The following is a 19315-nucleotide window of genomic DNA, read 5'->3' as shown; positions in this document are numbered from 1 at the left end:
CCGCCCGGGTCAACCCTTCTGTACAGGCACCGCCTGTTCAACAGCCGTCAGTTCCCTGTGGCACGGAAGTGACCATTCCGCCACGGTGTCCGGGTCGTGTCACGGGAACCGTCCACCGCCCGGCGTCGTCAATCGCTCACGGGGAACGACACGGGAGCGCCTGGGAAGCGCTGCGGGAGGTGGGTGAGCGATGGGTGCCTGGCAGCCGCTGCCGGAGGAGCTTCCGGCGGAGGTACGGCACTTCGTCGAGCAGTTGCGGCTGCTCAAGGACCGCACCGGGATGAGCCTGGTCGCGCTGGGCACGCGTACCGCGTACAGCAAGTCCTCCTGGCAGCGCTACCTCAACGCGAGCCAGCCGCCGCCCCGGCAGGCGGTCGTCGCCCTGTGCCGGGTCGCGGGTGTCGCGGGCGAGGAGACCGAACGTTTCGGGGTGCGCTGGGAACTGGCGGTGCGGGCCTGGCCGCGCGAGCCCGTGCCACCCGTGCCGCCCGTACGGGTACCGGCGGGCGGTCCCGTCCCCGGCTCCGTCTCCGTCCCCGGCGGTGAACCTGCTCCCGGCGCCGAAGCCGCCGTCCCCGCCGCGTACGCCGTGCCCGCCGCGCGCGGCCGTGACGGCTACGAGGAGGACCCCACGCTCCCGTGGTGGGACCTGCTCGACGAGGAGTCGTCCCGGCAGCCTCCCGCGTCCCGTACGCCCCGCCTCCTCCTCTACGCGGCCCTGCTCGCCGTCGTCCTCCTCCTCGCCGCCGTCGTGGGCGCCGTCACCCTCGGGTGAGCTGAGCGTTCTCGTGACGGGTGAGGTCGCGCCTGTGTTCCCGTTGTGTCGATGTCTTGACAAGTTCAAGGATTTACCCTGATCCATCCCAACAACCCGGATAGCGTGGCCAATCGGGACGGTAGCGGACGTCCTGTTGCGGAGGACGAGGGTCCGATTGGCGGCCATGACGTCGATGGGACAATGGGCCGCAGCCCGCGGGGCGTGCAACGGTGCATGCCCGGGCCCGAATGCTCCCGTGCGCCCCCATCCCGGGAACTGAGATCCTGACCGATCGCATCCCTGTGGGTAGCCAGAACGGGGACCGTCGGGGGCCGGGGGGACTCGGCGCAGGGGTGCCGAACACGCGGGGGAACAGTCAGGCACGTACGGGGGGAAAGAAGCAGGGGGGAGCAGTAATGCCTCGTTGGAGGGACTTGCCGGATGAACTCGATCCGCAGGTCAGGGAGTTCGCCAGCCAGCTGCGTCGGCTGGTCGACCGGAGCGGGCTGGGCATCGCCGCGGTGGCCGACCGTACGGGCTACAGCAAGACGTCCTGGGAGCGGTACCTCAACGGTCGGCTCCTCGCGCCCAAGGGCGCGATCGTCGCCCTGGCCGAGGTGACCGGGACCAATCCCATCCATCTGACGACCATGTGGGAGCTGGCCGAGCGTGCGTGGAGCCGCTCGGAGATGCGCCACGACATGACCATGGAAGCGATCCGGATCTCCCAGGCGCGCGCCGCGCTCGGGGAGTTCGGGGCGCCCCCGGCGAAGGGGAGCAACGGCAAGCAGGCCCGCAAGGGCGGCAGCGCGACCGCGACGCCCGGCATCGCGCCGGGGATCGCCGGGCCCGCGGGGGTGTCGCCGACAGTGCCGCCGCAGCCGTCCGCCACGGAGGTGGAGGACTCGTCGTACGGCTCTTCCTCGTCGCTCGGGGGTGGGGCGCGCGGGGGTGCCGGGTACGGCGGGTCCTCTTCGGGCGGGCCTTCGGGTGGACCTTCGTCCGGTGGGGGTTCGCGTGGCGGGGGCTGGGGGGTCGTCGCCACGCCGTCCGGTGACGGGGGACGGTACGGGCTGTCGACTCCGGCGGGGGCTGCGGGACCGGCGGGGGCTGCGGGACCGGGGGGTTCTGCGGGTCCGGGCGGTTCCGTGGGTCCGGCCGGGCCTGTCGGTACCGGTGGGCCGGGTGCGCCCGTGGGGGGACCTGCGGGCGCGGCGGCGCGGCGTAAGCGGCGGCTGACGATGTTCCTCGCGGGGGTTGTGGGTGCGCTCGTGGTGATAGCCGCGGCCGTGTACTTCACCGGGGGCGGCGACAGCAAGAAGGCGCAGAGCGCGCCCAAGACGCCCTCGACGTCCGCCGCGGCCAATCCCGATCTGCCGGCGGGGGTGAAGTGCAGTGGCGCCGGCTGCACGGGCAAGGACCCGGAGAACATGGGGTGCGGTGGGCAACTGGCGACGACCAGCACCAGCATCACCGTCGGTACCACCCTCGTCGAGGTGCGCTACAGCAAGACCTGTGCCGCGGCCTGGGCCCGCATCACCCAGGCCGTGATCGGTGACTCGGTGCAGGTGACGGCCGGTACCGCTGCCAAGCAGACCGGGACCGTCGACAATGCCACCGATGCGTACACCCCGATGATCGCCGTCAAGGACGCCGCCGAGGCGAAGGCGTGCGTCACGTTGAAATCGGGCCAGAAGGGCTGCACGAAGTGAAGTAGCGGGGGGACTCGGCTGGGGTGGGTGGGCACGCGCAACACGGTCCCTCACCCCCGCCAGGGGCGCTGCGCCCCCTGGACCCCCGCATCGGCCTGAACGGCCTCGTCCTCAAACGCCGGACGGGCTGGAGATGTGGACCGGGGTGGGTAGGGTTCGGCCTTCGGCCGCGTCCTCGAACGCCGGTCGAGCCGAGGCTCCTAGGGGCGCGGGGAACTGCGGGCCCAGCCCCCACCGTCCCGCAGTCGAGGAAACCCCCGAGGGGCCGTGCGAGCAAGAGCCCCCCACCAACCGTCGGTCAACAAGAGCCCCCCACCAACCGTCGGCCAACAAGAGCCCCCACCAACCGTCGGCCAAAAGACAACAGGCGGCCGGGATTTCGGGGCGCAGCCCCGTCCTCAGGGGCGCGAGGAACTGCGCGAGCAACCCCCGCTCACCTGCAGCCGAAGAAACCCACCCCCGAAAACCGAGCCCCAGGAATGTTCCGGCGCCGTTGGGGCAGGCGCACCGTACCCCCACGGGATCCGGCCCCGGCCGGTCACCCCGACGGCGGCCGTCGTGTCAACCTCTCCCGGACCGACGGCCGCCCCGCCGGGGGGTTGTGGGCTGGGCCACACGGGACCCGGCCGTCCGGGATCCTGGATGCGCGATAGCCTGACGGCGGATCTCTCTTGACGCCGAGAGATCGATCATCGGTTCCTTTGATCGATCATTGCGGTGGACGCAGGGGACGATCCTGCACCCCGGGGCAGGGACGCCCCACCGCCTGCTGTCATACGGAGAACGCCATGACCCGCACTCCCGTGAACGTCACCGTCACCGGCGCGGCCGGCCAGATCGGTTACGCCCTGCTCTTCCGCATCGCCTCCGGCCAGCTGCTCGGCGCGGACGTGCCGGTCAAGCTGCGCCTCCTGGAGATCACGCCGGCGCTGAAGGCCGCCGAGGGCACCGCGATGGAGCTCGACGACTGCGCCTTCCCGCTGCTCGCGGGCATCGACATCACTGACGACCCGAACGTCGCCTTCGACGGCACCAACGTCGGTCTGCTCGTCGGCGCCCGCCCCCGTACCAAGGGCATGGAGCGCGGTGACCTGCTCTCCGCCAACGGTGGCATCTTCAAGCCGCAGGGCAAGGCCATCAACGACAACGCCGCGGACGACATCAAGGTCCTCGTCGTGGGCAACCCGGCCAACACCAACGCCCTCATCGCCCAGGCCGCCGCCCCGGACGTACCGGCCGAGCGCTTCACCGCGATGACCCGCCTGGACCACAACCGCGCGCTGACCCAGCTCGCGAAGAAGACCGGCACCACGGTCGCGGACATCAAGCGCCTCACCATCTGGGGCAACCACTCCGCCACCCAGTACCCGGACATCTTCCACGCCACGGTCGCCGGCAAGAACGCCGCCGAGGTCGTGAACGACGAGAAGTGGCTCGCCGAGGACTTCATCCCGACCGTCGCCAAGCGCGGTGCCGCGATCATCGAGGCCCGTGGCGCGTCCTCCGCCGCCTCCGCCGCCAACGCCGCCATCGACCACGTGTACACCTGGGTCAACGGCACCGCCGACGGTGACTGGACCTCCATGGGTATCCCGTCGGACGGTTCCTACGGCGTGCCCGAGGGGATCATCTCCTCCTTCCCCGTCACCACCAAGGACGGGCAGTACGAGATCGTCCAGGGCCTGGACATCAACGAGTTCTCCCGCGCCCGTATCGACGCCTCCGTCAAGGAGCTCGAGGAGGAGCGCGACGCGGTCCGCGGTCTCGGTCTGATCTGACGTACCCGACTCACCTGAGTCACTCGCAACTCATCGGCCCCGTCCGGGAAGTGTCCCGGACGGGGCCGACGCATGCGTACAGAAAGTACGCATCGAACGTACGTGCTTTCTCGCTGTATGCGGGGGTACACGGGGAGTAACTCTCGCTATCGTCGTGACGTACGGTCCGGTAGGGGAGCGCAGGGCTGCTCAAGAGAGCTGGGGCGCGGCCGGGGGAGACACACGGGGGTGGTCCCAGTGACGGAATCGGAGAGACGGTACGCACACAGCGAGGCGACACGGCTGTTGTGTGCCGGAGTGCATCTGGACACCGTGTTCCGGGCACGGGTCATCGACGAACTCATAGGACACGAGGAGCGGCCCGCGGCGCCGTCCCTCGGTGTCGACGTCGTCGCCGTGCTCGCGCACGCGCTGCGGGCGCGCCGCAGGGAGGCCCTGACCGGGCTCGGGCTGCTGGCCATCTGGATCGTGTTCTTCCTGGTGGAGATGGTCCGGGCAGCCACCGGCGTCGCGGACGCGGGGGCCCAGGGCTTCGCGGAGGCGTTCGGCGCCCTCGCGGTGTTCTTCTACGCCGCCGTCTGCTTTCTGCTGTGGTCCGCGCGGGCCGCGTCCGGGTGGGGCATGAGCATGTACGCCGCGAGCCGGGACGAGTCCGCCCGGCTGCGTCTGCCGCGCAGGGCGACCGCCTGGGGGCTCACCTTCATGGCGCGGGCCGCGGAGATCGCCTACTGGGTCTACGCCCTCACCCAGTTGCTGCACGACCCCTTTCTGGTGATCTTCCCGCTCCTGCTCACCTTCGTGATCGGTGCCCACCGCTCCCAGGTGGCCGCGGTCATGAGCGTCGAACTCTCCCGGGACGCCTTCGCCCGTACGTCCGTGGCACTGCCCATGGGCAGCGAGCGTCAGCTCCGGGTCGCGCGGGCCGTCACCTGGGAGCAGCACGCGTCCGTGGCGCTGTACGACGCCCACCGGCCGTTCGTCGGCGCGGGAAAGCCGTACGAGCCCTGGTCGTTCGCGATGGAGATCACCCCCGCCAAGAAGCCGTTCGACGGCCTGAACGGCAAGCTGCCCGAGCAGACCGGCGACGGTTCGGCGAACGGGCACCGGCCCCCGGTGCAGTTGACCAACCGGCAGATCCTCGACCTGGTCGTACCGAAGCTGGAGGCGCTGCGGGAGTCCGCCGCGCGCACCAGCCGGGACCGGCTCAAGGACCTGGAGGTCGAGGAGTTCGTCTACCTGCCGTACGGCGTGGGCCGGAACCAGGGTGTGTACGAGCCGTCGTCGGCCCGGCTGCACCTGGACGGGGCGGTGGACGAGGGCGGTGAGGCGCGCCGTCACTTCCTGCGCGTCAGGGTCGGCGCCTGGGACGAGCAGGTCGTGGTCTCGGTGCTGGTCCGCGTCCACACGCAGGGCGGGATGCTGGTCCTGGAAGTCGTACCGCACGTGCTGGGGCCGATCTTCGAGGAGTACCGGCGCGTCGACTTCATCGCGGCCTCCGGGGAAGGCGCGACGGGGCGCGAGGTGCTGCGGACGGTGCTGTCCGCCCCGTCGACGGGTGTGGTGGCCGGGTTCTCCATGCTGCGCACCCTCGCCCAGTGCCTGCGCACCTGGCTGGCCCGGCCCGAACAGGCCCCGCCGGACGCCCCGTTGGTGTCCGTGCGGGAGATGGGCAGCACCGACCGGCTGTCCCTGTTCCAGGAGATGGACGTCAGCCGTTACATCAAGACCGTCGAGGACCGCATCGCGAGCGGGGTGCGTGAGGCGCTGCGGCGCAGCGGCTGCGAGACGGGCAGCTTCGAGCAGAACATCTTCAACGTGGCCGCGGGCGGCCAGTTCATCGGGCAGATGAGCGGTGGCACCGCGGTGGGCCGGATCAGCAAGAGCGCCGTCTCCATGGGCAGTGGGGGCGCGTCGTACAACGAGGGGAACAGGGATGACTGAGGGCTCGGGCGGGCGGGTCGACCGGATCACGCGCAGTGCGGTGAACTTCGGCGACCACGGCACCGCGAACTATCACGAGGCGCCGCCCGCGGCCGGCGCCGACGAGACGACCGTGGCGCTCCTGGAGGCCGTCCGCACACTGCGTGAGCATCTGCGGCTGCTCACGCAGACCGACGACACGACCGGGATCGACGGCGAACTGGCCGTGGTGCAGGGGGAGATCGAGAGATCGGGCCAGGCGGACCCGGCGCGGCTCGGCCGGCTGCGGATGCGCCTGGAGACCGCCGCCGCGGCCGTGGCGGGGCTGGCGTCGACGGCGGCCGTGGTGCAGGTGATCGCGCAGCTGGCCGGATAGGGCCTGTCGTTTGGAGCAGGTCGTTTTGGGAGACGGGGCTTGATCAGTGCAGATGTGCGTGCCAGACCCCGCGGCCCAGGCCTGATCCAAACGACAGGTCCTGGCGGTCGGCGCGGGATCGGTCTAGTGGGAACGGGGTGACGAGGTGGCGCAACGGTGGGACGAGGACCGCCAGCGGTGGGTCGACGACGACGGTGCGGGCGGGCAGGGCAGGGCAGGGGCCGGCGGTGGCGGGGTGCCGCCGGACGCGGAGCAGCAGTGGTGGGCGTCGGCGACCCAGGCGGGGCCGCCGCGCCCGCCCGAGACGCCTCTGCCGCCACCGTCGTGGTCCGGGCCCGGCGGGAGTCCCGGCGGCGGCCGGGGGCCGGCCCCCGCGGACTCGCGCCGACTGCTGGTGGTGATCGTGGCCGTCGCCGTCCTCGCGGGCGGTGTCGGAGGCGCGGTGTGGGCGCTGACCAGGGGCGACTCGTCCGGGCACACCGGCGCGGACCCGTCGCGCCCGGCGGTGACCGTCACGGCGACCCAGAGCGTTCCTTCCCCGGACACCGGGTACACCTCCGGGAGTCTGGGCACCTACGCCGGCCCCGGCGAGTCCAGCGACCCGGCGACGCAGCCCACGACCCCGGAGCCGGGGCCCGGCTACAGCAGGTCGGTGGATTCGGTCGGCTACACGGTGGACGTGCCGGACGGCTGGGTGCGCGAGGAGGTGCAGGGCAAGCTGGCGCCGGTCGTCACGTACACGGCCCCCGGCGGCAGCAGCAGGCTCATGCTGTTCGAGGTCAAGGAGAGCTCCCTGGCCGAGTCGTCGTCCCAGGCCGAGGAGATCTCGCAGAAGCTCCCGGGGTACCGGCTCATCGAGCGGCAGAACGGGTCCGACTGGACGGAGGTCACCTACCGCTACGACAGCCCGCAGAAGGGCGCCACGCACGTGGTCGACCACCGCTTCCGCGCCGCCGACGGCACGCTCTACGCGATCAACGCGAGCGGTCCCGAGGGCGTGGACATGACCGGCCCGCTCACCACGGCCCTGAACTCGTTCTGCCCCACCGGCGCCAGCTGCGCGAGCGGTACCTAGTGCTGACTGTTGGTGAATCCGATGACGACGGCGCCCCACCAGCAGATCTGAGAGACCAGGGCCGTAGCGGCTCCCCAGATCAGGGTCCGTCTCGCCAGGGATGTCGCCTCGCCGTGCATGCGCTTGCTGAGGAGACCGGCCTGCAGCCCGTTGAGGGTGAGGATCAGGACAAGAACCAGCTTGGTGCGGGTGAGGTCGGAGGCGAGATCGGGATGGAGCATTGCCCCACTGACGACCAGGCCGACGAGCCCCGACCAGATCGGGACGTGCAGTCGTGCAGCGCTCTCCAGAGTCTCGCGCAGGGCGCAGCGCCCCGACATCCACAGCAGCGCGTAGTAGTCCGCGACCAGGACCGCGCCGAACCCAAGGATCAGCGAGGCGAGGTGCACAAAGAGGGCCGCGGTGTGCAGGGCAGGGTCGGCGTGCAGGTGGAGTGAGACCCACGCACAGGCCGACAGCGCCAGACACGCCAGCACAGGATGCGCCCACCGTCCACCAGGAGTCGTTCAGGCTCAACGGCCGTGCCGGGCCGCCCGCGGACAGCGCGGGCGCCGGGTGGCGAGAAGCCGACGACTTCGACGGCATGGCGGACACAGGTACCTCCAACAGAGCCCACAGAAATGAGGGAAGGCTTACCTAGGTATCAACACGCGTCAATGCGACCGTATTCACCACGTGCGCTCGCGAGCGGGTGACCGCGGCACTCAGGAGCCCGGCCGAATTCGCCTCCGTTCAAACCGGGAGGCGCAGCGGATCCACCGGCAAATGGGCCGGCACCGGGGAGTCGCCGACGCCTGCGAGCCGCAGCAGGATGTGACTCACCGCCCGCAGGTGGTTTCTGCCTCCGAGGTGCCTCCGGCTGCGTCTTTCCCGCGCAGTTCGACGCAGCCTGCGTCGGACCGCAGGGCAAGCACGGCGTCGGTGCGCTCGCTTCCCAGGCCGTGCAGATACCCGGCCAGGGAAGCCTGGTTGACCCTGCAGACCAGTTCCGGAGCCTTGGCCGCCAAAGGGTGAAAGGGACAGTTGCGCAGCCACACCAGGGTGGGCGCGGCGCGCTTCGACTCGAATCTGAAGTCCTCGAACATGCGGCGGCGCAAGCCGTTGCCGAGGGCGGCCAGGGTGGTCAGCGCGCTGTGTTCCAGAGCCACTCGGTCAGTACATCGACCATTTTTTAGGTGAAACTCCTTATTCATGCCGGTCTCAGGCCAGTTGTCACCCTCTCCATCTATACGAGTAACGACGCTCGACGGATTGATCAGTGCGGCGTTCGCCCACCCCAAGACGACTGCCGGGCCCGGGAGCGACCCTCGGGCTCGCCGCGCCCCCGCGTAATGACTTCACCAAGCTTGCGTGAAATGGCGCCTCAGGGGTTGTTAGGCAAGGCTTATCTAACCTTTACTCACTCCGCGTCCCCGCACGTCAGACCGGAGTCCCCATGTCCAGCGCGAACATCACCCTGCTCGGCGCCATCGCCGGCTTCACCATCTACCTCGGCCTTCCGATCGGCCGCCTTCGCACACCCACCCCCCGCCTCAGGGCGGGCCTGAACGCCGTGGCCATCGGCATCCTCGTCTTCCTCGTGTGGGACGTGCTGACCCACGCGTGGGAGCCGGTCGATGAGGCACTGAGCAAGCACGAGTGGGGAACGGTCGCTTCCGGGGGCGGCACCCTGGCCGTGGGCCTGACGATCGGTCTGGCCGGTCTCGTGCATTACGACAGCTGGATCAGCCGCCGCCGGACGTCCGCCGACCGCCCGTCGGGACCCGGTGCCGCCGCCACCGCGGAGCTGGCCCCGAAGGTCCGCAGCCAGGCGGGCTCCCTGGCGCTGATGATCGCCACCGGTATCGGCCTGCACAACTTCGCCGAGGGCCTGGCCATCGGAAACTCCGCCGCTCAGGGCGAACTCTCCCTCGCCGTCCTGCTGATCATCGGTTTCGGCCTGCACAACGCCACCGAAGGCTTCGGCATTGTCGCCCCACTGGCAGCGGAAGGTGAACGCCCGTCCTGGCTCACCCTCCTGTGGCTCGGCCTGATCGGCGGCGGCCCCACCTTCCTGGGCACGCTCGTCGGCCAGCACCTGGTCAACGACACCCTGTCGATCGCTTTCCTGGGTCTCGCCGCCGGTTCGATTCTCTACGTGGTCATCGAGTTGCTGGCCGTCGCCCGCAGGACCGGACTGAAGACACTCACCACCTGGTGCATCCTGCTGGGCCTCCTCCTCGGCTTCGCCACGGACGCCGTCGTCACGGCGGCCGGAGCCTGACCCGCTCCGGCGACACAAGCCGATAGATGGATCCGGGTAGCGGTTCCTGAAGAGTTCCACGGCGGCGGTGCCGTGCGGGCCGGGGACCTGGGACATCCAGAACGTCGAGTCCGGCTTCAACCAGACCTGGCCGCCGCGCACGACGATGTCCAGGTGACCCCCGTCGCGACCATCCTCATCGAACCGGCGCAGTTGCCGTCCTGGTCGAGAGCCAGGTCCATTGGGGTCGGCCGGTCCTGCTGGTGGCGGAGTCCGCGGTCTTGTCCGTGAGTTTCAGATGGACCGACTTCGCCTTCTGCATCGCGCCCTGCGAGGAGTCAACGAGTTCCGTCATCTCCGGGGTGCCGATCACTCCCAGCCTGCGTCGTGCGGTTTCTGTTCGTATTTCTGCCTATTTTTCAGTGACGCCGGGCACTTTTGGTCACTGGTTGTGCATGCATTCCGGGTCGAGGGGCAGGCGCTCCCGGTCCCCGAGAGTGACACGCGTGTCACATACGGACACGCAGGGGCACGGAACAGGAACGGAAGGCAACACCGACCATGGCCGGACACCAGGCGCACCAGGCTCAGCAGGCACAACAGACGCTTCACGTGGGTGGAGAGTGGCGGGGGGCCGTCTCCCGTGCCATCCGCGAGATCCTCGACCCCGCGGATGCCAAGCCGTTCGCCGTGGTCGCGGAGGGTGACGAGCGGGACGCGGATGCGGCCGTCGCCGCCGCCCGCCTCGCCTTCGACACGGGGGAGTGGCCCCGCACCCCCGTCGCCGAGCGCGCCGCGCTGCTGCGCCGTGTCGCCGACCTCCTCGTCCGCGACCGCGAGGAGCTGGGACTCCTGGAGAGCCGCGACGCGGGCAAGACCCTCGAAGAGGGACGGGTCGACATCGACTGTGTCGCGGACGCCTTCCGGTACTTCGCCGACCTCGTCGTGGGGGAGGGTGGCGGCCGGGTCGTCGACGCCGGGTCCGACGACATCCACAGCGTCGTCGTGCACGAGCCCGTCGGCGTCTGTGCGCTGATCACGCCCTGGAACTATCCGCTTCTGCAGGCCAGTTGGAAGATCGCGCCCGCCCTCGCGGCCGGGAACGCCTTCGTGGTCAAGCCGAGCGAGATCACCCCGCTGACGACGATCGCGCTGATACGGCTGCTCACCGAGGCCGGACTCCCCGCCGGGGTGGCCAACCTCGTGACCGGCCCGGGGCACACGGTGGGCGCCCGCCTGGCCGAGCACCCCGACGTCGACCTCGTCTCCTTCACCGGCGGCCTGGTCAGCGGCACGAAGGTGGCGCGGGCCGCCGCGGAGAGCGTCAAGAAGGTCGCCCTGGAGCTCGGCGGCAAGAACCCCAACGTCGTCTTCGCCGACGCCTGCGCCACGGACGAGGACTTCGACACCGCCGTCGACCAGGCACTCAACGCCGCCTTCATCCACAGCGGCCAGGTCTGCTCGGCCGGATCCCGGCTCATCGTCGAGGAGTCCGTGCGCGAGCGCTTCGTCGCCGAACTCGCCCGCAGGGCAAGCAGGATCAGGCTCGGCCGCGGCACCGAGGACGGCGTCGAGTGCGGCCCCCTCGTGTCGGAGGGGCAGCGCGAGAAGACCGAGGCGTACGTCGCCTCCGCGCTCGCGGAGGGCGCGGTGCTGCGGGCGGGCGGCCGGCGCCCCGAGCCGTCCGCCGAACGGCCCGCCACCGGGTACTTCTACGAGCCGACCGTCCTCGACCAGTGCCACCGGGAGATGAAGGTGGTCCGCGAGGAGGTCTTCGGGCCCGTCCTGACCGTGGAGACCTTCCGTACCGAGGACGAGGCCGTCGCGCTCGCCAACGACACCGAGTACGGGCTCGCGGGCGCCGTCTGGACCACCGACGCGGGCCGCGCCCGCCGCGTCGCGGGACGGCTGCGGCACGGCACCGTCTGGATCAACGACTTCCACCCCTACCTCCCGCAGGCGGAGTGGGGCGGCTTCGGGAAGAGCGGCGTGGGGCGCGAACTGGGCCCGGCGGGCCTCGCCGAGTACCGCGAGACCAAGCACGTCTACCAGAACCTGGCGCCGAAGCCGGTCCGCTGGTTCGCGGGGCGACCCCAGTGACGTAACCCCGCCACCCACACAGCACTTGGCCCTTGCACCCTGGAGCACCCCCATGCACGAAAGCACGCACGAGAACGCGTCCGAGAACACGTACGACTACGTCGTCATCGGCGGCGGCACGGCAGGCTCCGTCATCGCCTCCCGTCTCACCGAGAACGCCGACGTCACGGTCGCCGTCATCGAGGGCGGTCCCAGTGACGTCGGCCGTGAGGACGTCCTCACCCTGCGCCGCTGGACGGGCCTGCTCGGCGGCGAACTGGACTACGACTACCCGACGACCGTGCAGCCGCGCGGCAACTCGCACATCCGGCACAGCCGGGCCCGCGTCCTCGGCGGCTGTTCGTCCCACAACACGCTGATCGCGTTCAAGCCGCTGCCGTCCGACTGGGACGAGTGGGAGACGGCGGGCGCCAAGGGCTGGGGCGCGGTGCCGATGGAGGCGTACTTCGCGCGGCTCCTCAACAACATCGTCCCGGTCGACGAGAAGGACCGCAACGCCGTCGCCCGCGACTTCGTCGAGGCCGCCCAGGGCGCGCTGGGCGTGCCCCGCGTCGAGGGCTTCAACAAGAAGCCGTTCACCGAGGGCACCGGCTTCTTCGACCTCGCCTACCACCCCGAGAACAACAAGCGCTCCAGCGCGTCGGTCGCGTATCTCCACCCGGTGATGGACGAACGGCCCAACCTCACGCTGCTGCTGGAGACCTGGGCATACCGGCTGGAGCTGGAGGGGACGCGCGCCACGGGCGTGCACGTACGCGCCAAGGACGGCACGGAGAGCCTCGTACGGGCCCGGCGCGAGGTCCTGCTGTGCGCGGGCGCGGTCGACTCGCCGCGGCTGCTGCTGCACTCCGGGATCGGACCCGCCCACGACCTGGCGGAGCTCGGCATACCCGTCGCCCACGACTTGCCCGGCGTCGGCGAGAACCTGCTCGACCACCCCGAGTCGGTCATCGTCTGGGAGACCAACGGACCGATCCCGGAGAACTCGGCGATGGACTCCGACGCGGGCCTGTTCGTGCGCCGCGACCCCGAACAGGCGGGCCCCGACCTGATGTTCCACTTCTACCAGATCCCCTTCACGGACAACCCGGAGCAGCTGGGCTACGAACGCCCGGCGCACGGCGTCTCCATGACCCCCAACATCCCCAAACCGCGCAGCCGCGGCCGGCTCTACCTGACCAGCGCCGATCCATCGGTCAAGCCCGCCCTCGACTTCCGCTACTTCACGGACGAGGACGACTACGACGGCCGCACCCTCGTCGACGGCATCCGCATCGCCCGCCGCATCGCCCGCACCGAGCCGCTCGCCGGCTGGCTCAAGCGCGAGGTGTGCCCCGGGCCCGAGGTCACCGACGACGAGGAGCTGAGCGCGTACGCCCGTCAGGTCGCGCACACCGTCTACCATCCGGCGGGCACCTGCCGGATGGGCGCCATTGATGATCAACTGGCCGTGGTCGACCCCGAGTTGAGGGTGCGCGGCCTCGACGGTCTGCGGATCGCCGACGCGTCCGTGTTCCCGACGATGCCCGCCGTGAACCCGATGATCGGAGTGCTCATGGTCGGGGAGAAATGCGCCGAGCTGATCGGGGGCGGTGCGTGATGAGTACTGAATCCGTCTTCTCCGTCGACGGCCTGTGGAAGGTGTTCGGGCCGAAGGCCGAGCGCGTCCCCACCGACCCCGAGCTCGCCGCCCTCACCCCCGCCGAACTCCGCTCCCGCACCGGCTGCACGGCCGCCGTCCGGGACGTGAGCTTCGACGTCCGCAAGGGCGAGGTATTCGTCGTCATGGGCCTGTCCGGCTCCGGCAAGTCCACGCTGGTCCGCTGTCTCACCCGGCTGATCGAGCCGACCGCGGGCGGGATCGTCATGGACGGCGAGGACGTACGCGCCATGGACAAGAACCGGCTGCGGGAACTGCGCCGCCACCGCGCCGCGATGGTCTTCCAGCACTTCGGCCTGCTCCCGCACCGCTCGGTGCTCGACAACGTGGCGTACGGCCTGGAGATCCAGGGTGTCGGCAAGGCCGAGCGCCGGAAGCGAGCCGCCGAGGTCGTCGCCAAGGTCGGCCTGGAGGGCATGGAACAGCGCAGGCCCGGCCAGCTGTCCGGCGGCCAGCAGCAGCGCGTCGGCCTCGCCCGCGCGCTCGCCGTCGACCCCGAAGTCCTGCTCTTCGACGAGCCGTTCAGCGCGCTCGACCCGCTGATCCGGCGCGACATGCAGGAGGAGGTCATCCGGCTGCACCACGACGAGGGCCGCACGATGGTCTTCATCACCCACGACCTGGGCGAGGCGCTGCGCCTCGGCGACCGCATCGCGCTCATGCGCGACGGCCGTGTCGTCCAGCTCGGCACCCCCGAGGAGATCGTCGGCTCGCCCGCCGACGACTACGTCCGCGAGTTCGTCCGGGACGTACCGCGCGAACAGGTCATGACCGTCCGTACGGCCATGCGGGCCGCGTCCGCCGCGGAGGCCGCCCGGGGCCCGGCGCTCGCTCCCGACGCGACCGTCTCCGAGGCCATCGAGGCGGTGGCCCGCTCGGGCGACCCCGCCCGCGTGATGGACCAGGGACGCTGCGTCGGCGTCGTGGACCCGGCGGCGCTGCTCGGCGTGGTGGCAGGCGCGGACCGGCCCGCCGCCGGGGCGCCGGACGGCCCCCGTGGGGAGGCCGCCTGATGGCCACCGTCACCGCGACCGTCGGTCACTCCGGCGTCGCCGCGCTGCTCAAGAACCTCGGCAGACACCGGGCCGTCGGCAAGCTGCTGCTGCTGGCCGTCGCGGCGGCCGTGATCGTCCCGGTCCTCGACTCCCACTGGGCGAGCGGCACCTGGCCGGGCGCCCTCACCGTCGACCTCTCCGCACCCCTCGGCCGAGCCAGCGAGTGGATCATCGACAACCGGGACAGCCACCCCCTGTTCCTGTACTTCTTCGGGTACGTCAGCAGCGCCGTCGTCCTCTCCGTGCGCGCCGTCTACGTGGTGCTGCTCGCGGCGGGCTGGGCCGGTGTGACAGCCGTCGCGGCACTCGTCGCCTGGCGTACGGCGGGCGTACGGCTCGCGCTCGGCACGGCCGCCGCGTTCCTCGCCTGCGGACTGCTCGGCATGTGGGTGCCGACCATGCAGACCCTCGCGCTCATGGTGGTCGCCGTCCTCGCGTCCGTCCTGCTGGGCGCGGTGCTCGGCCTCGCCGCCGGGCTCTCCGACCGCACCTACCGCGCGCTGCGCCCCGTCCTCGACACCATGCAGGTGCTCCCGGCGTTCGCGTACCTCCTCCCCGTCGTCCTCGTCTTCGGCATCGGCGTCCCGGCCGCCGTCCTCGCCACCGTCGTGTACGCCGCCCCGCCCATGGCCCGCCTCACCGCGCTCGGCCTGCGTGACGCCGACGCCGGGGTGATGGAGGCCGTCACCTCGCTCGGCGCCACCGCCCGCCAGCGCCTGCTGACCGCCCGCCTCCCGCTGGCCCGCAAGGAACTCCTCCTCGGCCTCAACCAGACGATCATGATGGCCCTGTCCATGGCGGTCATCGCCTCCGTGATCGGCGCGGGCGGCCTCGGCGACCGCGTCTACCAGGCCCTGGCCTCCGTCGACGTGGGCGCCGCACTCGCCGCCGGTATCCCGATCGTGCTGCTCGCGGTCGTCCTGGACCGGGTGACCGCAGCGGCCGGGGAGCGGCTCGGCTCGGACTCCGGGGCGACGGCACTGCGCTGGGTGTACGCCGCTGCCGCGGCCCTCGTCGTGGCGCTGGCCGGACACCTCACCGGCCGCCTCGACTGGCCCGCCTCCTGGACCCTCTCCATCGCCGAGCCCGTGAACCGCGTCGTCGACTGGATGACCAACCACCTCTACTCCGGCGTCCCCTACATCGGCGGCACCGCCGACTGGGCGGGCCACTTCACCACCTGGGTCCTGGACCCCGTCCGGGACGGCCTCCAGTGGCTGCCCTGGTGGTCGGTCCTGCTGATCGTCGCCGCCCTGGCCTGGCTGATCGGCACCTGGCGCACGGCCCTCACCGCGGTCCTCGCGATGGCCGCGATCGGGGTGCTCGGTGTGTGGAAGCCGTCCCTGGACACGCTGTCGCAGGTCCTCGCGGCGGTCGCCGTGACCCTCGTGCTCGGCTTCGCGACCGGCATCGCGGCGGCGCGCAGCGAGCGCGTCGAGCGGCTGCTGCGGCCGGTCCTCGACGTCTTCCAGACGATGCCGCAGTTCGTCTACCTGATCCCGGTGGTGGCGCTGTTCGGCGTGGGCCGCGCGCCCGCCGTGGCCGCCGCGGTCGTCTACGCGCTGCCCGCCGTCGTCCGCATCACCACCCAGGGCCTGCGCGCCGTCGACCCGGCCGCGCTGGAGTCGGCCCGCTCGCTCGGCGCCACCGGCGCCCAGCAGCTGCGCCAGGTCCAGTTGCCGCTGGCCCGCCAGTCGCTGCTGCTCGCCGTGAACCAGGGCGTCGTGCTCGTCCTCGCCGTCGTCATCATCGGCGGTCTGGTCGGCGGTGGCGCGCTCGGTTACGACGTCGTGTTCGGCCTCGCGCAGGGCGACCTGGCGACCGGCCTCGTCGCCGGCGCGGCGATCGTCTGCCTCGGCCTGATGCTCGACCGGGTGACCCAGCCGACCGCGCGGACCACGAAGAAGGGAGCGTGACATGCGCCTTCGTACGACTTCGGTGATGGCCGGTGCGGCCGCGCTGCTGACGCTGACCGGTTGCGGCGCCGTCGACATGACCAAGCAGGCCTCGCCCTTCGCGAACGCGCGGGGCTCGAAGAGCCTGACCCTTTCCGTCCAGTCCTGGGTGGGCGCGCAGGCCAACGTGGCCGTCGCGCAGTACCTGCTGGAGCACGAGCTCGGCTATCGCGTCGACACCGTCCAGGTCGACGAGGTCCCCGCGTGGGACGCGCTCAGCCAGGGCCGGGTCGACGCCATCCTGGAGGACTGGGGCCACCCCGACCAGGAGAAGCGGTACGTCGAGGACAAGAAGACGATCGCCCCCGGCGGGGACCTGGGCGTCACCGGGCACATCGGCTGGTACGTCCCGACGTACTTCGCCAAGCAGCACCCCGACGTGACCGACTGGAAGAACCTCGACAAGTACGCCGGCCAAATGCGCACCGCGGAGAGCGGCGGCAAGGGCCAGCTCATGGACGGCTCACCCTCCTACGTCACCAACGACAAGGCCCTGGTGACCAACCTGAAGCTGAACTACCAGGTGGTGTTCGCCGGTTCGGAGGCCGCGCAGATCACCCAGATGAAACAGTTCGCCAAGGAGAAGAAGCCCTTCCTCACCTACTGGTACTCGCCCCAGTGGCTCTTCAAGAAGGTACCCATGACGGAGGTGAAGCTGCCCGCGTACAAGGAGGGCTGCGACGCCGACGCGGCCAAGGTCGCCTGCGCCTACCCGCACACACCGCTCCAGAAGTACCTGAACGCCGACTTCGCGAAGAGCGGTGGCAAGGCGGCCGCCTTCCTGAAGAAGTTCAAGTGGACCACCGAGGACCAGAACGAGGTCTCCCTGATGATCGCGAACGACAAGCTGTCGCCGCAGGACGCGGCGAAGAAGTGGGTCGACAGCCACGCGTCGACGTGGCGCGCGTGGCTGTCGTGACCCCGGCTACCTCAGGTGCGCGGCGATCTCCCGCAGCGCCCCGGTCGCACGGCGCTGGAGGCCCGGCCCGAAGGTGATCCGGGTGGCCCCCAGCTCGCCGAGTTCGGCGGCCCGGGGGCCGTCGAGCCGCGCGAACACGTTGATCGGACCCTGGATCCCCGCCCGCAGCAGCGGCAGTACGCCGACGGGGGCGCCGATCGGATACACGCAGTCGGCGCCCGCCGCGACGTACAGCGCGGCCCGCTCGATCGCCCGCTGCGGATCACCGTCCCCGCGGGCGAAGGTGTCGACGCGGGCGTTGACGAAGAGCCGGTCGCCCGCGGCGGAGCGCACCTCGGCCAGCCAGTCGGCGTGCCGGACCGGGTCCTTGAGGGTTCCGCCGTGGGAGTCCTCAAGGTTGCAACCCACAGCCCCCGCCTCCAGCAGGCGTTCCACCAGCTCCTTCGGCGCGAGCCCGTACCCGTCCTCGACGTCCGCCGACACCGGCACCTCCACGGCCCGCGCGATCCGCGCGACCGCCGCGAACATCTCGGCGGCGGGCGTGGCCCCGTCCTCGTACCCGAGCGAGGCGGCGATCCCCGCGCTGGGCGTGGCGAGCGCGGGGAACCCGGCGTCCACGCACACCCGCGCGGAGACGGCGTCCCAGGGGCCGGGCAGGACGAGGGGATCCTCGGGGAGGCGATGGCGATGCAGTGCCCGTAAGACCTCGACCCCGCTCACGGCGCGTATCCCCCCGGCGGGATCCGACGGCTCACCATCACCCGGTTCCAGCCGTTGATCGCGGTGATCAGGGCGATGAGGTGGGCGAGCCGGACGTCGTCGAAGTGCTCGGCCGCCCGCGCGTACACCTCGTCCGGCACGAAGCCCTGCGTCAGGACGGTCACCGCCTCCGTCAGCGCCAGCGCCGCCCGCTCGCGCTCGTTGTAGAGGTCCTCCGCTTCCTCCCAGGCGTTGAGGAGTTGGACGCGGTCCTCGGACTCGCCGTTCTTGCGGGCCAGTTCGAGGTGCATGTCGAGGCAGAAAGCGCAGTGGTTGAGCTGGGAGGCGCGGATCATGACGAGTTCGGCGAGCGCGGGCTCGCCGAGCCCCTTCTTCGCGGCGGCGCTCAACGCGGACAGGGCCCGCCCGACCGCCGGGTCGAGCACCTTCGTGCGCTCCCTCGTGGGTTCGACGCGCTCCGTCACTGGTGCTGGCCCGCCTCGTAGTGGCCCGGGACCATCCGCGTGCTCACGCCGAACCGGTTCCACGCGTTGATCACCGTGATCGCGGCGATCAGCTGCGCCAGCTCGGCCTCCTCGAAGTGCTGTGCCGCCTTCTCGTACACCTCGTCCGGTACGAATCCGTCGGTGATGACGGTGACGGCCTCGGTCAGCTCGATCGCCGCGAGTTCCTTCTCCGTGTAGAAGTGCTTCGACTCCTCCCACGCGCTGAGCTGGACGATCCGCTGCACGCTCTCCCCGGCGGCCAGCGCGTCCTTGGTGTGCATGTCGAGGCAGAACGCGCAGTGGTTGAGCTGCGAGGCACGGATCTTCACCAGCTCGCGCAGCTTCGGCTCCAGCCCCTGCTGCGCGGCCGTCTCCAGCCGGAGCATGGCCTTGTAGACCTCGGGGGCGTGCTTGGCCCAGTGCAGGCGGGGGCTGTGCTCGGGGGCGTGATCGGCGGTGGTGGCGGTCGTGGCAGTTGTGTCGGTCGGCTCGGTGGTGGCGTCGTTCGTCGTCATGTTCTCGACCCTACGAGCGAAGCAGCCCAGGAGTATGGTCCATTTA

Annotated in this window: 18 protein-coding genes; 12 read left to right on the top strand and 6 right to left on the bottom strand. The window is 70.9% G+C overall.

The features are described from left to right. The first annotated feature begins 190 nt into the window (after positions 1-190). From ACFVWD_RS00140 to ACFVWD_RS00115, 6 genes are all read left to right on the top strand, one after another. Positions 191-775, top strand: a complete 585-nt coding sequence (locus ACFVWD_RS00140) for a helix-turn-helix domain-containing protein (RefSeq protein ID WP_389592949.1) — start codon at positions 191-193, stop codon at positions 773-775. Positions 776-1173: 398 nt separating this feature from the next. Continuing rightward, entirely contained in the window at positions 1174-2469 is a 1296-nt protein-coding gene (locus ACFVWD_RS00135) for an XRE family transcriptional regulator (RefSeq protein WP_389592947.1), read from the top strand. 788 nt (positions 2470-3257) lie between these two features. Then, positions 3258-4247: a malate dehydrogenase gene (locus ACFVWD_RS00130; RefSeq protein ID WP_101400205.1), complete on the top strand. Its 990-nt coding sequence runs from the start codon at positions 3258-3260 to the stop codon at positions 4245-4247. A gap of 237 nt (positions 4248-4484) precedes the next feature. Continuing rightward, positions 4485-6188: a hypothetical protein gene (locus ACFVWD_RS00125; protein WP_389592946.1), complete on the top strand. Its 1704-nt coding sequence runs from the start codon at positions 4485-4487 to the stop codon at positions 6186-6188. Then, positions 6181-6543: a hypothetical protein gene (locus ACFVWD_RS00120; RefSeq protein WP_389592945.1), complete on the top strand. Its 363-nt coding sequence runs from the start codon at positions 6181-6183 to the stop codon at positions 6541-6543. Before ACFVWD_RS00125 ends, ACFVWD_RS00120 begins: the two co-directional genes overlap by 8 nt. Positions 6544-6688: 145 nt before the next feature. Beyond that, a complete protein-coding gene (locus ACFVWD_RS00115) occupies positions 6689-7618 on the top strand; it encodes a hypothetical protein (protein WP_389592943.1) in 930 nt (309 codons plus the stop codon). On the opposite strand, the gene ACFVWD_RS00110 is transcribed toward ACFVWD_RS00115, so the two are convergent. Together ACFVWD_RS00110 and ACFVWD_RS00105 are read right to left on the bottom strand one after the other, a co-directional pair. Then, positions 7615-8094 carry a hypothetical protein gene (locus tag ACFVWD_RS00110; RefSeq protein ID WP_389592942.1) on the bottom strand — a complete coding sequence of 160 codons (480 nt, stop codon included), beginning with the start codon at positions 8092-8094 and terminating at the stop codon, positions 7615-7617. The two genes, ACFVWD_RS00115 and ACFVWD_RS00110, sit on opposite strands and share 4 nt — an antisense overlap. A gap of 342 nt (positions 8095-8436) precedes the next feature. Next, the gene (locus ACFVWD_RS00105; protein ID WP_389592940.1) at positions 8437-8766 is read right to left on the bottom strand and encodes a hypothetical protein; all 330 of its coding nucleotides are present in this window, start codon (positions 8764-8766) and stop codon (positions 8437-8439) included. A gap of 287 nt (positions 8767-9053) precedes the next feature. On the opposite strand from ACFVWD_RS00105, the gene ACFVWD_RS00100 reads away from it, so the two are divergent. Next, complete coding sequence (locus ACFVWD_RS00100; RefSeq protein ID WP_389592939.1) at positions 9054-9881, top strand: ZIP family metal transporter; 828 nt, start codon at positions 9054-9056, stop codon at positions 9879-9881. A gap of 175 nt (positions 9882-10056) precedes the next feature. Here the strand turns inward: ACFVWD_RS00100 and ACFVWD_RS00095 are convergent, their stop codons facing one another. After that, complete coding sequence (locus ACFVWD_RS00095) at positions 10057-10215, bottom strand: hypothetical protein (protein WP_389592937.1); 159 nt, start codon at positions 10213-10215, stop codon at positions 10057-10059. 206 nt (positions 10216-10421) lie between these two features. Here ACFVWD_RS00095 and ACFVWD_RS00090 point away from each other — a divergent pair, with 206 nt between their 5' ends. Genes ACFVWD_RS00090 through ACFVWD_RS00070 form a run of 5 tightly spaced genes read left to right on the top strand, consistent with a single transcriptional unit; the run spans position 10422 to position 17549 of the window. Then, positions 10422-11960 (top strand): aldehyde dehydrogenase family protein, encoded by a 1539-nt coding sequence (locus tag ACFVWD_RS00090; protein WP_389592935.1) that lies wholly within the window; start codon positions 10422-10424, stop codon positions 11958-11960. A 52-nt stretch (positions 11961-12012) separates the two neighbouring features. Continuing rightward, positions 12013-13560, top strand: a complete 1548-nt coding sequence (locus ACFVWD_RS00085) for a GMC family oxidoreductase (protein ID WP_389592933.1) — start codon at positions 12013-12015, stop codon at positions 13558-13560. Next, positions 13560-14633: a glycine betaine/L-proline ABC transporter ATP-binding protein gene (locus ACFVWD_RS00080; RefSeq protein WP_389592931.1), complete on the top strand. Its 1074-nt coding sequence runs from the start codon at positions 13560-13562 to the stop codon at positions 14631-14633. The genes ACFVWD_RS00085 and ACFVWD_RS00080 overlap by 1 nt, the downstream gene beginning before the upstream one ends. Further along, complete coding sequence (locus ACFVWD_RS00075; RefSeq protein WP_389592929.1) at positions 14633-16591, top strand: ABC transporter permease; 1959 nt, start codon at positions 14633-14635, stop codon at positions 16589-16591. Before ACFVWD_RS00080 ends, ACFVWD_RS00075 begins: the two co-directional genes overlap by 1 nt. A 1-nt stretch (position 16592) precedes the next feature. Continuing rightward, a complete protein-coding gene (locus ACFVWD_RS00070) occupies positions 16593-17549 on the top strand; it encodes an ABC transporter substrate-binding protein (RefSeq protein ID WP_389592927.1) in 957 nt (318 codons plus the stop codon). A 6-nt stretch (positions 17550-17555) separates the two neighbouring features. On the opposite strand, the gene ACFVWD_RS00065 is transcribed toward ACFVWD_RS00070, so the two are convergent. From ACFVWD_RS00065 to ACFVWD_RS00055, 3 genes are read right to left on the bottom strand one after another with little or no spacing between them, the layout of a single operon-like run. Continuing rightward, positions 17556-18269 (bottom strand): isocitrate lyase/phosphoenolpyruvate mutase family protein, encoded by a 714-nt coding sequence (locus tag ACFVWD_RS00065; protein ID WP_389592926.1) that lies wholly within the window; start codon positions 18267-18269, stop codon positions 17556-17558. Next, positions 18266-18733 (bottom strand): carboxymuconolactone decarboxylase family protein, encoded by a 468-nt coding sequence (locus ACFVWD_RS00060; RefSeq protein WP_389592924.1) that lies wholly within the window; start codon positions 18731-18733, stop codon positions 18266-18268. The genes ACFVWD_RS00065 and ACFVWD_RS00060 overlap by 4 nt, the downstream gene beginning before the upstream one ends. Further along, positions 18730-19269, bottom strand: a complete 540-nt coding sequence (locus ACFVWD_RS00055; protein ID WP_389592922.1) for a carboxymuconolactone decarboxylase family protein — start codon at positions 19267-19269, stop codon at positions 18730-18732. Before ACFVWD_RS00055 ends, ACFVWD_RS00060 begins: the two co-directional genes overlap by 4 nt. Positions 19270-19315: the final 46 nt, after the last annotated feature.

Origin of the sequence: Streptomyces sp. NPDC058086 (genome assembly GCF_042885015.1) — a bacterium.
Classification (GTDB): Bacteria; Actinomycetota; Actinomycetes; order Streptomycetales; family Streptomycetaceae; genus Streptomyces.
Note: the sequence above shows the minus strand (reverse complement) of the source record. Positions and strands in the feature narration are given on the sequence as shown.

Coding starts and splice junctions, on each gene's coding strand:
- ACFVWD_RS00140 (WP_389592949.1), top strand. CDS start 191: ATGGGTGCCTGGCAGCCGCTGCCGGAGGAGCTTCCGGCGGAGGTACGG.
- ACFVWD_RS00135 (WP_389592947.1), top strand. CDS start 1,174: ATGCCTCGTTGGAGGGACTTGCCGGATGAACTCGATCCGCAGGTCAGG.
- ACFVWD_RS00130 (WP_101400205.1), top strand. CDS start 3,258: ATGACCCGCACTCCCGTGAACGTCACCGTCACCGGCGCGGCCGGCCAG.
- ACFVWD_RS00120 (WP_389592945.1), top strand. CDS start 6,181: ATGACTGAGGGCTCGGGCGGGCGGGTCGACCGGATCACGCGCAGTGCG.
- ACFVWD_RS00100 (WP_389592939.1), top strand. CDS start 9,054: ATGTCCAGCGCGAACATCACCCTGCTCGGCGCCATCGCCGGCTTCACC.
- ACFVWD_RS00095 (WP_389592937.1), bottom strand. CDS start 10,215: ATGACGGAACTCGTTGACTCCTCGCAGGGCGCGATGCAGAAGGCGAAG.
- ACFVWD_RS00090 (WP_389592935.1), top strand. CDS start 10,422: ATGGCCGGACACCAGGCGCACCAGGCTCAGCAGGCACAACAGACGCTT.
- ACFVWD_RS00085 (WP_389592933.1), top strand. CDS start 12,013: ATGCACGAAAGCACGCACGAGAACGCGTCCGAGAACACGTACGACTAC.
- ACFVWD_RS00080 (WP_389592931.1), top strand. CDS start 13,560: ATGAGTACTGAATCCGTCTTCTCCGTCGACGGCCTGTGGAAGGTGTTC.
- ACFVWD_RS00075 (WP_389592929.1), top strand. CDS start 14,633: ATGGCCACCGTCACCGCGACCGTCGGTCACTCCGGCGTCGCCGCGCTG.
- ACFVWD_RS00070 (WP_389592927.1), top strand. CDS start 16,593: ATGCGCCTTCGTACGACTTCGGTGATGGCCGGTGCGGCCGCGCTGCTG.
- ACFVWD_RS00055 (WP_389592922.1), bottom strand. CDS start 19,269: ATGACGACGAACGACGCCACCACCGAGCCGACCGACACAACTGCCACG.